The organism is Spirosoma lituiforme, assembly GCF_054776635.1.
In genome coordinates this window covers 225,049-240,489 of sequence record NZ_BAAHBO010000001.1, presented here as the reverse complement: position 1 = coordinate 240,489, position 15,441 = coordinate 225,049, and the positions used below count along the sequence as shown (strand labels likewise).

At 54.7% G+C, this 15,441-nt stretch carries 11 protein-coding genes; 4 read left to right on the top strand and 7 right to left on the bottom strand.

Annotated features, from left to right (window positions below; all coding sequences use genetic code 11):
* Nucleotides 1-20 precede the first annotated feature (20 nt).
* Nucleotides 21-518, top strand: coding sequence for an Hsp20/alpha crystallin family protein (locus ACYU87_RS01045; protein WP_461132162.1), 498 nt, complete (start codon nucleotides 21-23; stop codon nucleotides 516-518).
* Between the two features lie 267 nt (nucleotides 519-785).
* On the opposite strand, the gene ACYU87_RS01040 is transcribed toward ACYU87_RS01045, so the two are convergent.
* Nucleotides 786-1,241, bottom strand: coding sequence for a CHRD domain-containing protein (locus ACYU87_RS01040; protein WP_461132161.1), 456 nt, complete (start codon nucleotides 1,239-1,241; stop codon nucleotides 786-788).
* A gap of 306 nt (nucleotides 1,242-1,547) precedes the next feature.
* Between ACYU87_RS01040 and ACYU87_RS01035 the strand changes: the two genes are divergently transcribed.
* Nucleotides 1,548-3,815 (top strand): aconitate hydratase, encoded by a 2,268-nt coding sequence (locus ACYU87_RS01035; RefSeq protein ID WP_461132160.1) that lies wholly within the window; start codon nucleotides 1,548-1,550, stop codon nucleotides 3,813-3,815.
* A 227-nt stretch (nucleotides 3,816-4,042) separates the two neighbouring features.
* On the opposite strand, the gene ACYU87_RS01030 is transcribed toward ACYU87_RS01035, so the two are convergent.
* The 6 genes from ACYU87_RS01030 to ACYU87_RS01005 all read right to left on the bottom strand — a co-directional run bounded on the left by ACYU87_RS01030 (nucleotide 4,043) and on the right by ACYU87_RS01005 (nucleotide 12,216).
* A complete protein-coding gene (locus tag ACYU87_RS01030) occupies nucleotides 4,043-4,570 on the bottom strand; it encodes a GNAT family N-acetyltransferase (protein ID WP_461132159.1) in 528 nt (175 codons plus the stop codon).
* A gap of 125 nt (nucleotides 4,571-4,695) precedes the next feature.
* Complete coding sequence (locus ACYU87_RS01025) at nucleotides 4,696-7,926, bottom strand: PAS domain-containing sensor histidine kinase (RefSeq protein WP_461133611.1); 3,231 nt, start codon at nucleotides 7,924-7,926, stop codon at nucleotides 4,696-4,698.
* 137 nt (nucleotides 7,927-8,063) lie between these two features.
* On the bottom strand, nucleotides 8,064-8,651 hold the full coding sequence (locus tag ACYU87_RS01020; protein WP_461132158.1) for a hypothetical protein: 588 nt from the start codon (nucleotides 8,649-8,651) through the stop codon (nucleotides 8,064-8,066).
* Between the two features lie 28 nt (nucleotides 8,652-8,679).
* Entirely contained in the window at nucleotides 8,680-9,417 is a 738-nt protein-coding gene (locus ACYU87_RS01015) for an SDR family oxidoreductase (RefSeq protein ID WP_461132157.1), read from the bottom strand.
* A 174-nt stretch (nucleotides 9,418-9,591) separates the two neighbouring features.
* A complete protein-coding gene (locus tag ACYU87_RS01010; RefSeq protein ID WP_461132156.1) occupies nucleotides 9,592-11,100 on the bottom strand; it encodes a helix-turn-helix domain-containing protein in 1,509 nt (502 codons plus the stop codon).
* Nucleotides 11,101-11,115: 15 nt separating this feature from the next.
* On the bottom strand, nucleotides 11,116-12,216 hold the full coding sequence (locus ACYU87_RS01005; RefSeq protein WP_461132155.1) for an o-succinylbenzoate synthase: 1,101 nt from the start codon (nucleotides 12,214-12,216) through the stop codon (nucleotides 11,116-11,118).
* An 84-nt stretch (nucleotides 12,217-12,300) separates the two neighbouring features.
* Here ACYU87_RS01005 and lpxK point away from each other — a divergent pair, with 84 nt between their 5' ends.
* A complete protein-coding gene (gene lpxK / locus ACYU87_RS01000) occupies nucleotides 12,301-13,365 on the top strand; it encodes a tetraacyldisaccharide 4'-kinase (protein ID WP_461132154.1) in 1,065 nt (354 codons plus the stop codon).
* Between the two features lie 52 nt (nucleotides 13,366-13,417).
* The gene (locus ACYU87_RS00995) at nucleotides 13,418-15,436 is read left to right on the top strand and encodes a putative porin (RefSeq protein WP_461132153.1); all 2,019 of its coding nucleotides are present in this window, start codon (nucleotides 13,418-13,420) and stop codon (nucleotides 15,434-15,436) included.
* Nucleotides 15,437-15,441: the final 5 nt, after the last annotated feature.

Here is a 15,441-nt window from a genome sequence, read left to right as displayed (position 1 = left end):
ACGTAAAAACACACACAACCATGTATAACAAACAAGCGCATCAATCAGGTGCTAATCAATCGGCGTTTAAAGGCGGTTGCGGATCAATGGGTCGCCGGGGCTTTGGTGGTCCGTGGGGTCGGGGAAAATTCGGCAACTTCTGGGCCGGGCAGGCGTTCGGTCGTCACGGTGGCGGCTTTCAGCAGCCACCCGTCAATATCGAAGAGACGGAAACCAGTTACGTGATCTCTTTATTTGCGGCTGGGCTGGTCAAGGAAAACGTGAAACTATCGGTCAAAGACGACGTCCTGACCATTTCATACCAGGGTAGCGACCCGGCCGAAAACCCGGACTCGGTAAACGCCGGAAACTACACCTATCAGGAACACAGCAACCGGTCATTTGAGCGCCAATTTCGACTCAATGACAAAGTTCTGACGGAGCGTATCTCGGCCAGCTACACCGACGGAATTCTGACGGTGATGTTGCCTAAAAATCCAGAGACCAATAAGCCTGCTCAAACAATTTCGGTCGCGTAAGCAACTGAATTGTATTCCTGACGAACGGGGTAAAATAACCGTTTGATGGGAAACAGACCGTAAAAATCCTTCCGATGGTAGCGTCATCAGCCCCGCTGATTAAACGTCCGTTGGAAGGATTTTATGTAAGTGCGTTCAATCAATCCACAATCGGTTTGATTCGGATTGGACTGTCCCACCCCTGACATCACATTAGTCTGTCTAATTCTCCCAAGGGTAGTATGGTTTTTGCCCATGCTCTTTGGGAGAATTAAGCATTACAGCACCTTATTGTTTTTTTATGTCGCCCCGAATCTCACCGCTCTTGTAGGCGTTTGTGTGCAGGTTGGCGTAATATAAGCCCGCCAGCAGACTGTCAACCTGACCCTGGCGCAACGCAGCGGTTGTGGCACTAATCGGCGAAGTCAGGCTCGAGAATGGAATATCGACCGGGCCAGTACCGTCGGCTGCGGTGATCTTGTGTAAGTGACCACCAATTGGGGTTAGTCCCTGATACGTAACCGTATAGCTCAGGACACGGGTCGTTGTGTTCAAATTTCCGACAAACGTTCCCGTTGCCGTCGAGGTCGTCGATGTTGGTTTCTCACTGGCCCCGTTCAGGGTAGCGCTGAGTCGGGTCGTTGTGGAGGTAATGGTTGGGTTTTCCTCATTGCCGCAGGAGGAGATGAACATGCCAAGGCCCAGCAGAGCCGTCAGGGAGAGAATACTCGTTTTCTTTTTCATAATTAAGTGTGCCTATACGGTACTCGTTTCGTCGCAAAAATAGAGTTGGGTCACCGAGTAACGCGCTTTAAACGGCCAAGATAAGTTTATTATTTAGTTGGTTTTACTTAGGTGCGCAAATGTGCCTTATTTAGGTCATTTCTCCCTTAGTTTGCCACTCTTTATAATCCATTCGTGGGAATATTTCCAAAACGAGTCAGAATCTTCTAATTTTGACCCCATAACCGGAATCCATTTTCCGGATTCGTTGGTTGTTTCTACGAGAGTATACCTTTCAGTAATCCGTTTTTTTTATTCCTACTTGCTATGGCTTTTGATTTAGACATGATTCAGCGCGTTTACGCTAACCTCGGCAAACGCGTCGAAGCCGCCCGGCAGGCAGTGGGCAAACCGCTGACCTTGTCGGAGAAGATTTTATACAGTCACCTCTTCAGTGGCGAAACGACCCAGGCATTCGAGCGGGGTAAAGCGTACGTCGACTTCGCCCCCGACCGGGTGGCCATGCAGGATGCTACTGCACAAATGGCGCTGCTGCAGTTCATGCAGGCCGGTCGCCCACAAGTAGCTGTTCCGTCGACCGTTCACTGCGACCACCTGATTCAGGCCGAAGTAGGGGCCGTTCAGGATTTGGACATTGCCAAAAATAAGAACAAAGAAGTATATGACTTCCTGGCCTCTATTTCCAATAAATACGGCATTGGCTTCTGGAAACCCGGCGCGGGAATTATTCACCAGGTGGTGATTGAAAACTACGCGTTTCCGGGTGGTATGATGATCGGAACCGATTCGCACACGCCAAACGCGGGTGGTCTGGGTATGATCGCCATTGGTGTTGGCGGGGCTGATGCCTGCGACGTGATGGCGGGGCTGGCCTGGGAACTGAAAATGCCGAAACTTATCGGGGTTAAACTAACGGGTAAACTGAGCGGCTGGGCATCGGCCAAAGACGTGATTCTGCGGGTAGCCGGTATCCTGACCGTGAAAGGCGGAACGGGCTGCATTGTTGAATACTTCGGCGAAGGCGCTGAAAGTTTATCGGCAACGGGTAAAGGTACGATCTGTAACATGGGTGCTGAGATTGGTGCCACGACATCGATCTTCGCCTACGACGAGAAAATGGCCGATTACCTGAAAGCAACCAGCCGGGCCGATATAGCCGCAGCCGCCGATGCGGTTAAAGCCAATCTGCGGGCCGATGCCGAAGTATATGCTGATCCCGCTTCTTATTACGATCAACTGATTGAAATCGACCTGTCGGAACTGGAACCCCACATCAACGGTCCGTTCACGCCCGACCTGGCCTGGCCATTATCGAATTTCGCCAAAGCGGTAAAAGAAAACAACTGGCCAGCCAAGCTAGACGTTGGTTTGATCGGTTCCTGCACCAACTCCAGCTACGAAGACATGACCCGATCGGCGTCGGTAGCGGCTCAGGCAACGACAAAGCATCTGAAAACAAAAGCCGAATTCACGGTTACGCCCGGTTCGGAACTGGTCAGGTTTACGGCTGAGCGCGACGGCTTGCTGGATACCTTTGAAGAAATCGGTGGGGTTGTACTGGCGAACGCCTGTGGTCCCTGCATCGGGCAGTGGGCGCGTCATATGGACGATCCAACCCGCAAAAACTCCATCATTACGTCGTTTAACCGGAACTTCGCCAAGCGGAACGACGGTAACGCCAGTACCCACGCGTTCGTGGCTTCGCCCGAAATCGTAACGGCGTTCGCCATTGCCGGTGACCTGACGTTCAACCCAATTACCGACACGCTGACCAACGAACATGGGGAGCAGGTGAAACTGGACGAACCACAGGGCATTGAGCAGCCGCTGAAAGGCTACGCCGTTGATGACGCTGGTTACCAGGCCCCTGCCGAAGACGGTTCGGGTGTGCAGGTCATCGTTAGTCCAACGTCCGACCGGTTGCAGTTGCTGGCCCCATTTGCGGCCTGGGAAGGTACCGACCTGAAAGGGTTGAAACTGCTGATCAAAGCGAAAGGCAAGTGTACCACCGACCACATTTCGATGGCGGGTCCGTGGCTGAAATACCGGGGTCACCTGGATAACATCTCCAACAACATGCTGATTGGTGCGGTGAACTTCTACAACGAGAAGACCAACAGCGTAAAAAATCAACTGACCGGCGAATACGGTGAAGTACCGGCTGTTCAGCGGGCTTACAAAGCCGCGGGCATCGGGTCGATTGTGGTGGGTGACGAAAACTACGGCGAAGGCTCTTCCCGCGAACATGCGGCCATGGAACCCCGTTTCCTGGGTGTCCGGGCTATCCTGGTTCGGTCGTTTGCCCGGATTCACGAAACCAACCTGAAAAAGCAGGGGATGCTGGCCTTAACGTTTGCTAATCCAGCTGATTACGACAAGATTCAGGAAGACGATGTCATCGACATCGACGGCCTGACCGAATTCGCACCGGGTCGTCCGCTCGAGATCGTTCTGCACCACGCCGACGGTACGACGGATGAATTCCCCGTAAACCATACGTACAATGAAGGTCAGATCGAATGGTTCAAGGCGGGTGCTGCCCTGAACATCATTCGGATGAAGCAGAACGCGTAAGCGTTGTAGTTCAATAAAAACAAAAACAGCTCGGCCACCGGTCGGGCTGTTTTTGTTTCAGCTAGTTTGTGATGCATGATGGCGCGAGGCTCCAGCCTCGTGTCCATTATTACCCGGCCTCCGGCCGAAGCGAATAAATAGTGTTTATTATCTGTTCATTTATTCCGGCCAGAGGCCGGGTAATAATGGACACGAGGCTGGAGCCTCGCGCCATCATCATCGCGCCATTAATAAAACCGTTCATAGACTCGCTCTTTAATGCGCTGGCTCAGGATGCTGCATGTTTCCTGGTCGGGAATGGCCGGGATCGACATCAGATGCATGGGTATGGCCGGATTGCTTGCCTGGTAGGGAGGCTGCGCATAGGGGAACGGGTTCAGCATAAACCCCTGCCGCTCATAGAAATGAATCCGTCGTTGACTCATCGTATCCTGCGGTTGTTCAACTTCGAGAATATGGTACGGGCTTTCCAGTCGTAGCAACTGACCGATCGCCTGTTGGCCGTATTGCTTTCCCCGCTGGTTGGGGTCAACGGCAATGTGTTCGACAAACAGTATGTCGGGCCAGTGCCAGTACACGATAAACCCCACTAGATCGTCTCCGTCAACCAGTCCGCAAAGGTGCATGTCGGGGCAGGCGAGGAGCTGTTGCAATTGCCCAAATTGACGACGTTCATTGGGTGGAAACGAGGTTTCATACCAGGCTTGTATGGGCACCAGGTAAGGGTGATCGGCTGGAACGGGAAATAAACGCATGAGGTATGAATCCGTTTAACTACATCACGGCCGAAAACAGCCTGCTGTGTTTTTTGCTTTTCTGATGTATTAATGGAAGAAGGTTACGGGCTAACGCGGTCAACATCAGTCCTGACCCACCTCCGCTAAGCCGGTAAATAAACGCTGAATGTAGCACCCTGACCGGGCTGGCTGGTGCCCGTTATGGCCCCGCCATGATTAACAACCACCTTCTCACAGATGGCCAGGCCGATACCCGTACCAACAAACTCACTCCGGCTGTGCAACCGCTGGAATACCTGGAAGATGCGATCCAGGTATTTTTCGTCGAAACCGATGCCATTATCCGCCACCTGAATGCGATGGTAGGTCAGGGCCATGCGCAGAGGCCTGGCATCCGCTGGCAACTGGTCTACCCCGATCTGGTCGGCTCTCACCCGGATGACTGGCGTTACGCCCGGCTGACGAAATTTGAGGGAGTTGCTCAACAGGTTACTGAACAACTGGCCTAATTGCAGGGCATCGCCAATCACCGTCGGCAACGGCTCGATAAGCATCTGCGCGCTGGTTTCTTCGATGACTAAATCCAGATCAGATAAGACCGTCTGCACGATCTGATTCAGGGAAACGGGTTCGCCGGTTTCGCGCTGGGTCGACATGCGGGAGAAGTTCAGCAGGTCACGGATCAGCACCGACATGCGGTTGGCCGCGGACTGCATTCGTTCCAGGTAAATCAGTTCGTCTCCCAACCGATCGCCGTAGTCCGCCTTTAACAGATCCCCGAATTGCTGAATTTTACGCAGGGGTTCCTGCAGGTCGTGGGAGGCTACGTAGGCAAACCGTTGCAGGTTTTCATTGGAATGAACCAGAAGCTGATTCGATTCGGTCAGTTCCTCATTCGTGGCGGTCAATTCTTCGCTGCTGGCCAGCAATTCTTCATTCGTGGCTTCCAGCTCTTCGGTGCGCTCCTGAACCTGTCGCTCCAGCTCCAACTGTACCCGCCGTTGGTCGGTAACGTCCTGCGCCGTTCCGCTTACTTTGTAGGGTTCGCCCTGATCGTTGACAAACGCCCGTCCCTGAATATGAAGCACCCGTTCCCGACCCGTTTCGGCGGGATTTACGGCGTATTCGATGTCGTAGATCCCGCCGGAGCCGGGCGTGATGGCGTGGGCAATGGCCGCCATTACGCGGGGACGATCGTCTATCCGCACAGGCCGGTAAGCCCGTTCGGGGGTAATGATCTCGTCGTTGCCAATTCCGAACCAGCCGCGAAGCCGCTCCGAATAGTCAAGCGTACGTGTTTGCAGGTCAATTTCCCAGGTTCCCAGTTCGGCCAGTTCAATGGCTCCGCGCAGGGTTGCCTCGGCTTCCTCGACCCGCTGTTTCGCCAGCGCCAGGTCGGTTATGTCGGCCGCCGTATTCATGACCCCATAGACGTGACCACTGGCATCGAACAGGGGCGTAAAGCTGTAATTAAAATAGTACGGCGTCAACTGACCGTCCACAACCAGATCGACCCGCTGGTGTTTGGCATGAAAGGGCGTGCCGGTTGTATAAACCCTGTCCAACTGGGCGAAAATTTCCTGATTCTCCAGTTCGGGCAGGATATCGGCGTAGCACTTGCCAATCACATCGTTACCCTTGCCCCAGATGTCCAGAATCGACTGGTTGGCCAGCTGAATCCGCATCTCCCGGCCCACATAAGCCGCAATGGGGAATGGCGCACTGTCGACCAGGCTTCGGATGCGCGCTTCGCTTTCTTCGATTTTCTTGCGGGCACCTACCTGATCCGTGATTTCATTGGCGACCACAATGACCCCCGTAACGGTACCGTCGGCTTCCCGCAGGGCCTGGTACACAAAGTTGAAATACACGGTTTCCAGTTGCCCGTTTCGCACAATCGGGGCGTGCAGTTCGTTGGCGTAGAACGGTTCGCCGGTAGCCAGCACGTGGGCCAGGATTTCCTCGAAGCCCTGACCCTTGACTTCCGGCAGGGCGTCGAACAGGGGTTTGTTCAGCACCTCATCAGCCCGGCGACCCCACAGGGTCAGGTGCGCGTCATTCGCCAGGTCAATGATGTGGTCGGGACCCCGGAAGATGGCCGTAGCGATTGGGGCCACATCAATCAAATTGCGGAACCGGGCTTCGCTTTCGCGCAGGGCTACCTCGATCCGGCGCTGCTCGGTTAGGTTCGTATGAACGCCAACCCACTCCTTAACGGTATGGTCGGCATTGAACAGGGGGATGGCCCGAACGGAGAAAATGCCCCACGTGCCGTCTTTAAGCCGCAATCGGTGTTCAAAAACAAAAGGATGCTGCTCCCGAACGGCTACTGTCCAGGCATCCAGCGTCGGCTGAGCATCGTCCGGATGAACGACATTCGACCAGCCATACCCCCGGTACTCCTCGTAGGTTTGCCCCGTGAGTCCTGCCCAGCCCGGTTGTTCGCCTTCCATTTCTCCCACGGCATTGTTGGTCCACAGAATACCCTGCACGGCATCAACCGCGGCCTGAAACCGCTGTTCACTTTCTTTCAGCGACTGTTCGGCCTTTTTCTGCGCGGTCACATCCTGGCAGAGCACCATGACCCCCGTAATGCGGCCATCCGTTTCCCGATGGGGCTGATAGATGAGGTTTAAAAAGCCGTCTATCTTTTCGCCGTGTCCGTCAACAAAATAGGGCTGGCCATACAGGTAAATCGGATTTCCGCTGGTGCGTACACCCTCGATGATGGGCCGGAAAGCCGCTTCCGCTTCGGGAATAACGGTGAACAGCGGCTTGCCCGTTAGTTCCTGCTGACTACGGTTGACCAACCGGGCGTAGGTATTGTTGACAACCGTTACGACCATCTCTTCGCCACTGAGCACAACGATACCGACCGACGCTTCCTGCACAAGGGTATGAAAGCGCCGTTCCGATGTTTGCAGCCTGGTCACCGTTTTTACACGTTCCGTCGTCTCCGTGCCGGTTACCAGGATTCCACCAATCTGGCCGTCATCGTCGAAGGCGGGGCTGTAACTGAACGTCCAGTACACGTCCTCCAGCCGACCATTTCGGGATACCGGCAACAGCTGGTCTTCGAACCAGACGGGCTCGCCGGTGGTCATGACCTGCTCGATCAGAGAACCAATAAACGGCCAGTTTTCGGGCCACACCTCCTGAGCCCGTTTGCCGAGGGCCGGATGCTTTCCCCGGCTATCCAGGCTCAGGCGATACGCTTCGTTGTAGAAACACGTTAACTCCTTTCCCCAGAACAGCAGCATGGGGAAAGCCGAATGCAGCACGATACCCAGGGTTGTTCGCAGGCTATTCGGCCAGGTATCAGAAGCGCCAATGGGGGTTGTGTGCCAGTCGAACGTACGGGTTAGTTGACCCATCTCGCCACCACCTGCCAGAAAGGGATGTTTATCAGCGGAATGTATTGTTTTCAAAGCAAAAAGAATGGTGTAATGCGTTTAGACGAACGAAGGGAATTAACTGGTTCGTCAGGAATTCTGCGTTGTCGGGCGATGGATTACTGCCCGAAAAAGCCCAGGATGACACCCAATGCACCGATCAGGGAGAGAATCAGGCCAATAAAGGCGACCGTTCCGGTACCGGCTATCAGCAGAATGAGGCCGCCAATCAGTAAAACAAGCCCACCGATCAATTGCCCCCGATGAGCAAGCATGGTTTTTTCCGGATGATTGGGAGCCAGGCGTTTTCCCAGTTGCCGGTTGATTTTCGTCACCAGCAACCGCCCCATCAGGGTGTTGCGGGCCGAGGGGCCGGCCACATTCGTTGCGTTCGGTTCCGGGATTTTGTGGGGCGAAGCCAGGATGTTTCTGGCCCGGTTCAGGTGGTGGGTGAGCCGCTCGTTGGTGGCGAGTTGCTGGTCGTTCCGTACATACGCGTCAACCTGTGCCAGCGTCGCGTTTGCCTGCACCAGTTGTTCGGTTGGCGCTTTATCGTCGGCTGTTGCCATTTTCAGGGGTGCCGATGCGGGCGGATCCGCGCGGTAAGCGGCAGCGGGCTGAAAATAGGCGGTCGGCCGATGACAGGACGAAAGCAGGAGAATCCCGAACAGGGCAACCATCAGGTGCCGGGTCAATGAATACGTCACGAATCGAGTTGGTTTAAAGTGAAATCGTCTATGGATGATTGGGGGCGGGATTCATTCGGTCGAATGCGGCACGCAGGTCATCGGGCGAGGCTTTGGCCATCGCTTCACTGAACCCGAACGTTACGGCTTCTTTGCCTTGCGTCAATTGCGCGAAAACTGCGTCGATAAACGCGCTGACGGGTGGAGCCTGGTCGTGTAACCCCTTGCCGCCCAGGTCGGTGTTGAGGGCGGGCGGAATCAGCTCGATTACCTCGATGCCTTTCGGCCTGACCAACGCCCGCAGGGAGAGCGTAAAGGAGTGAAAAAACGCTTTGGTCGCCGAATAAACGGGAACGCGGGTAAGCGGCACAAAGGCCAGCCCGGAGGTTACGTTCAGGATCGTGGTAAGAGCGGGCAGCTTAATAAACAGCGAAGCCAGATGAACCGGCGCTTCGATATTGACCTGAATTTCCGCCTGGGCCCGGTCAAAAAAGTCATCGTCCGAAACCGACATCCACTGCTGAATCCCCGCGTTGTTCACCAGCACCGTCAGGTCCGGGTGTTCGTCCCGAATCCACTGGTAAAGTGCCTGCCGTTCGGCCGGACTGGATAAATCACACACGCGGGTGATGACGGACGGAAACCGGGCGGCTACGTCGGCCAGGGCAGCCTCGCGTCGTCCGCAGATAATAACGGTGTTGTTTTCCTGGATAAACCGTTCGGTAAGTCCCAGGCCAATGCCTGAGGCACCGCCGGTAATGAGAATTTTGTTGTCTGAACTAGTCATGCTGTTTGAAGTACGCCGAGTGTCCTGATCTTGTTGAGTAGGCCCAAAAGTAAAGAAAATGGCTTTACTTCGGCTTGTTGGTCGATAAGGTGGTGAAAAAACGGATGTAAACGCAGATTGTTCGGTTTTTATCGGACGTTTAATCCGGCCACCGGGGTGGGGTACTGGCGGGAGTTACCGCAGGGCTTCGATGGCCGTTCTCATGGCGGCAAACTGCCGTTTCTTCTGCAAAACGGTGGGGGGGGCCACCCGTTCGCGGCAATCGAAAATACCGCAGCGTTCGCAGGCCTGGTTCACGACTCGGAATGAGATCTCGCTGGCGGGGTGCTGGCCGTCGCCCGGTGAGGCCGACAGAAAATTCATCTTGCTTCTTAGGGCATCATTGACCGCAAAACACATCGATACGCTGATGTTCTGGTGACCTACGGCCTGAAACGGATGCGCTACCGATATAATCAGGTACTGCTGGCCCGAGTCGGCGTATTCGGAAATCTGAGCCCGGCATAGGGTACCACTGAATCCTTTGTTCTGCTGCATGAACTGGAGTTCCTGCAAAATTGTCCAGGCAATCCAGCGTCGGCAGAAATGCTCGTCGACAATACCCCGGGGGCCCTGTTGCCTCGATAAATGCATTTCTTTAGTCAACTGGAACGTACTCTGGCCGGGGGTATGATTAAACCGGTAGAAAAACAACTGATCAATGCCAAAGGCGCTGGGCAATACGTTGCTTAGCCGGTAAAAAAACTGTTCGGGGGTGGCGTTAAACGTTCCGATGAGCGTCAGAAAATCGTCATTGCTCCAGGTGGGACGGGCAAACAGCTCCGTTAGTTTCGCTACCAGAGCCGCCCGCCGAATCAGAATGGCACCGGCAAAATAAGACGCCTTGTAGTTGTTCAGGATTTGCTCGAAGGACTCCGCTTCGACCCACGAGTAGCTATAGGGTCGGTTCTTGAGGGCCATGAACTGGAATCCGACCTCCCGCGATAGAATGAACGAGCGCTGTTCAGCGGTTAATCCGGCATTGAGGTGGAGGGTGTGTTGTTCCGGCCGATAAACCGATCGCAGCGATACCAGTTCCGGCTGCGTGAGCGGGTCAAAATAGTCGATCCGGATAGCGTATCGGGTTTTGAGCAGATTGATCAGTAATGCTTCGGTAACCGGCTGATCGGAACTCGGGGCAAATTCGGCCAGGAAACGATCCGCGTCGGCTTCGATCTCCGGGAAATAATTGTCGTGCATTTCCTGGTACGACCGCAGCATGGTCAGGTACAGCCGCTCCACGCTCATGTTGTAGCTGAGGGCAATATCCATGAACGTTCGAATCATGGCACTGACTTTGGCGGGGGCTTCGGCCAATAGTTCGAGCAGATCGGATGGGTCAATGCCGAACAGTTCGAGCGGAATTTCGGTCAGGAACTTCGAGCGGAGCAGGTCTGAAATAGGCTCCAGCTTCTTGCTTAACTTTAACGACACCATGGCATCGTAATCGACCTGCATGGCATTGGCCAGAGCCGAAATTTTATCCGCTTTGGGGTATTTACGGCCCTTTTCGATTTCCGTAACGTACGAAATAGACAGGCCCGATCGCTGGGCCAGTTCGCTCACCGAAAGACCCTTGTCAAGTCTAAGCTGGCGAAGTTTCAGGCCAAACAACAGGCGGATATGATCAGCAGGGAGATTCAATGAATAAGGGCGTAATTAGTGAGACGCATCGGCCAAAAGCGGACTGAGGTTCCAGGACCGGGTTGGGTCGTAGTGTAACTGGCCCTTCTCGACAACCAGTGGGCTATCCACATTGTTGTGATAGAGTTGCCCCGTACCCAGGCCTTGTGGCAACAGGTGTTTAAACTGAGCTGTATACTGGGCAATGGCATTCAATCCGATGTTGGATTCCAGGGCCGAGGTAAGCCACCAGCCGATGTTCAGCCGCCCGGCCAGCTCGATCCACTCATCGCAATGGCGCAATCCACCCAGCAGGGTTGGTTTGAGAATGATGTACTGGGGCTGTATTTTCTTCAGCAGGCGAAATTTGTGCACGTATTCCATCTGGCCGATCAGTTCTTCGTCCAGCGCGATGGGCAGGGGCGAATGCAGGCACAGGTCGGCCATCAGATCCGGCTGTCCTGCCTTGATGGGCTGTTCAATCGAATGCAGGTCGAAAGCCGCCAGCCGTTCGAGTTTGGCCATGGCATCGGCGGGCTGGAACGCCCCGTTGGCATCGACCCGCAGCGTGATCTGATCGGCCGGGAAACGGCTGCGGATCATGGCCAGCAGATCACATTCCTGCTCGAAATCAATCGCGCCGATCTTCAGTTTCAGGGTTGTGTAGCCCGCCTGGAGTTTTTCCTCGATCTGCTTCCGCATAAACGACTGGCTACCCATCCAGACTAGCCCATTAATGGGCAGCGAACGCTGACCCGCGCTGAAATCAGAGGCCCGAATCAGGCGGTTGCCCCCCGACAGAAAGTCGAGCATGGCGGTTTCGAAACCAAAGAGGATACTCGGGAAAGCCGGGCTGATCAACTGGTTGAGGATGATCGGGATGTTCCAGCTGAAGAGTTGCAGATCCAGTTCCGTAAATTCGGCACAGTACTGATCGAGGATTTCCTCAAAGTCGGGCCGGTCATCAAAACTTAGTCCCTTCAGGGGCCCGCACTCACCGTAGCCGATGACGGACGGATTGTCGTCGTCGCAGATACGGATCACATACGACGTTTTTTCCGTCAGGGTGCCGCGTGACGTACCCGCTTCGAAGCGAAAATGCAACGTGTATTTCAGGTAGTCGGCTTTTAAACTCATTGTACCAAACGGTGAGGAAGGGATTTCCCAGTCCTAAAAGTACTAATTTTGACTGCTCAAGCTGGCAATATTACGAAATTATTAATGAAGCGTTTACTGGGTACGTGGCTCCTCCTTCCCCTCAGCGGGCTGTATGGGATACTGATGGACATTCGTAATTGGTTATTTAACAGTCACTTATTGTCATCCTTTCAGGCATCTGTTTATACGATAAGTGTAGGGAATTTAACCGTTGGTGGCACCGGAAAAACACCCATGATCGAATTTTTGATTAAACGGTCAGTTGCCTGTGCGCCCAGTCCGGCCGGAACAACGGCTACCCTGAGCCGGGGCTACGGGCGACAAACGGCCGGGTTCCGGCTGGCTTCCGAAACCGATACGGCGGCCACGATTGGGGATGAACCCCGGCAGCTTTACCGCAAATTTTCGCCCCTTATCCGGGTGTACGTGGGCGAACGGCGGGCCGATGCATTGCGCTCCATTGTGGCGCTCCACCCCGAAACCGACCAGGTTTTGCTGGACGATGCCTACCAGCACCGGGCCGTTCGGCCACACCTGACCATTTTACTGATGGATTACCATCGGCCGTTTTACACCGATTACCCGTTTCCGGCGGGTCGGCTGCGCGAACGGAGGCACGGTGCCCGCCGGGCCGATGTTCTGGTGGTCACCAAGTGCCCCCATGATTTATTTGCCACCGAACAGCAGCGGATTTTGGCAAAAATCCGGCCGTACACCCGGCCCGGCGTGCCCATCTTTTTTGCCGGGTTACACTACGACCGGCCCGTTTCCTTCGCCACCCGGCAGGCCGCCACGGATGTCGGCCCGGTTGTTCTGGTATCGGGGCTGGCCAATGCCGACCCGCTGGAACACTACGTCCGGCAAACCTACCGGCTGGTTCGCCACGCGCGATTCCCCGATCACCACGCGTACAGCCGAACGGAACTCGACACCCTGTTGACCAGCCTCCCTCCCGAAACAGCCCTGTTAACGACGGAAAAAGACTGGGTGAAACTGGACACGCTGCTGACCGACCACGAACGAGCTACCTTGCCACTGTACTACCTGCCGGTTGCGGTGCAGTTCCTGCCCGGGCAAGAAGCCGGGTTTGACCAGTTTTTAACCCGGTCGCGCCTTAAAAATCCTTAACGGAGCCAGCCAAACAGGCGGGTGTCCGCCGTTTTAATGTACTTTTGACCTGATGAAGCGGAGTTTAGTTGCCCTGATTTTTAGTTTAAGTGTGTCGCTCACCGCCTGGGCGCAGCAATTTCCGGGTAGTACGGGCACGACCCCGAACGGGTTTGGGGGGCGGCAGGCCATGCCCACGTCAACAACCGGTACGAACGGAATCGACGACTCGACGAAGGTCATCTACGGCCCTAAATCGACCCGGTACGTGCTGGAAGATGACATCTTCAACAACCGCCGGAAATTATATACCCTCGATACGACCATGGACGAGGTGCATCGGTTCACCTACGTGCAGCGGAGTAAAAACATGTACCAGGATCTGGGCGAGCTCGGCACGGCCATGCGACCCGTTTTTCTGCAGGTGCCCCAGCAACTGGGTGCGCAATCGGGCTATTACGTGTTCTCGCCCTACGCCTACCAGAGCCAGGATGTAAAGTATTTTGATACCAAGTCGCCCTATACCGACATGTACATTGCCCTGGGCGGCAACAACCAAAACATTCTGCGTTTTGACATGGCCCAGAATATATCGCCCCGCTGGAACGTAGGGTTTGATGTTCAGCGGTTTACGGCGCAAAAGCAATTTGGTACGAGCGGCAACAATGACCCGTACAAGCTGTTGGCTCAGAATTGGGGCGTACAACTGCATACCAACTACCGATCAAAAAACAGCAAATATACCCTGCTGGCTAATTTCATCAACATGAACCACAGCGTTGATGAGCAGGGGGGCGTGTTACCGGGGCAGACCGCCGGTGGTGAACTCATCCCGTACAACTACACCGGAGATTCCCGCCTGCGAAGCGGCACGACCAACACGCAGGGCCCCCACGGCTGGGAGATTCGGAACAACACGCACGTTTACCAGGAATACATACTGGACAAGGGCTTTCAGCTTTACCAAAAGTTCGACTACCAGGTGCAGAAGAATTTCTACCAGGATGATACACTGCAGCTAAATCGGTCGATTACGCCCCTGGGCAGCACCACACCGCTGCCGTTCTATCCGCCCATTTTTGGCGATACCTCCCGCCTGGAGCAGCATGCCCGGTTCCGGCTCCTCGAAAACCAGGTTGGCCTCAAAGGCATTGCCCAGTACAAAGGCGCATCCTTTAATTACCGGGCTTACCTCCGCGTACGAAACTATGTCCAGTCATCGCTTTATAACACCTCGCGAACCAATTACAACACGTACGGAACGACCCGAACCGAAACGTTTGTTGGCGGCTGGCTGGGGTATTACTTCCCGGATAGCCTGTCGCGGCTAACGGCGGAAACGGAGTTGGGAGCCGGGGGGAGTTACCGCATTCAGGGGCAGCTAGACAGTAAGTTTCTGACGGCTGGTGGAGCCTACCTGAACGTAGAACCCACGCTTATTCAGGAACGCTTCCAGAGCAAGGTGTATATTTGGCCGGATGCTACCCGGGGGCTCGGGACATTGTCCAAGCGCAACTACCTGTACGCGTACGGAAAACTGAACGTACGCGTCAAAAACCTGCGGCTGGAGCCAAGTCTGGATTACTACCTGGTTAAAAACTACGTTTATTTTGATACCGACGGGAATGTGCAGCAGGAACGATCGCCCATCAGTATTGTGCGACCGGGGCTGGGCTACCACCTCCAGATCGGGAAGTTTCTGGTATCAGGGCAAGCCTATTATACCGCCAAGGAAGGCCCGGACGTTATTCGTATGCCGCCGGTTTTCGTCAACACCCGGATTCAGTACGAGTTTCTGTACGCCAAGGTGCTTTACATTCAGACGGGAGTCGATCTGCACTATAAATCGCCGTATTATGCCGATGCCTACATGCCCCTTACCCAGCAATACCACCTCCAGAATCGCCAGCAGGTAGAAGGGTATGTGCTGGCCGATCTATACGCCAACCTGCGGATTAACCGGACGCGGCTGTTCGTTAAACTTACCCACGCCAACCAGGGGCTGATTACTCCCGGCTATTTCGTTGCGCCCGATTACCTGCAAATGCGCCGGGGCTTCGCCTTTGGGGTCGACTGGTATTTATTTGACTGATTTTT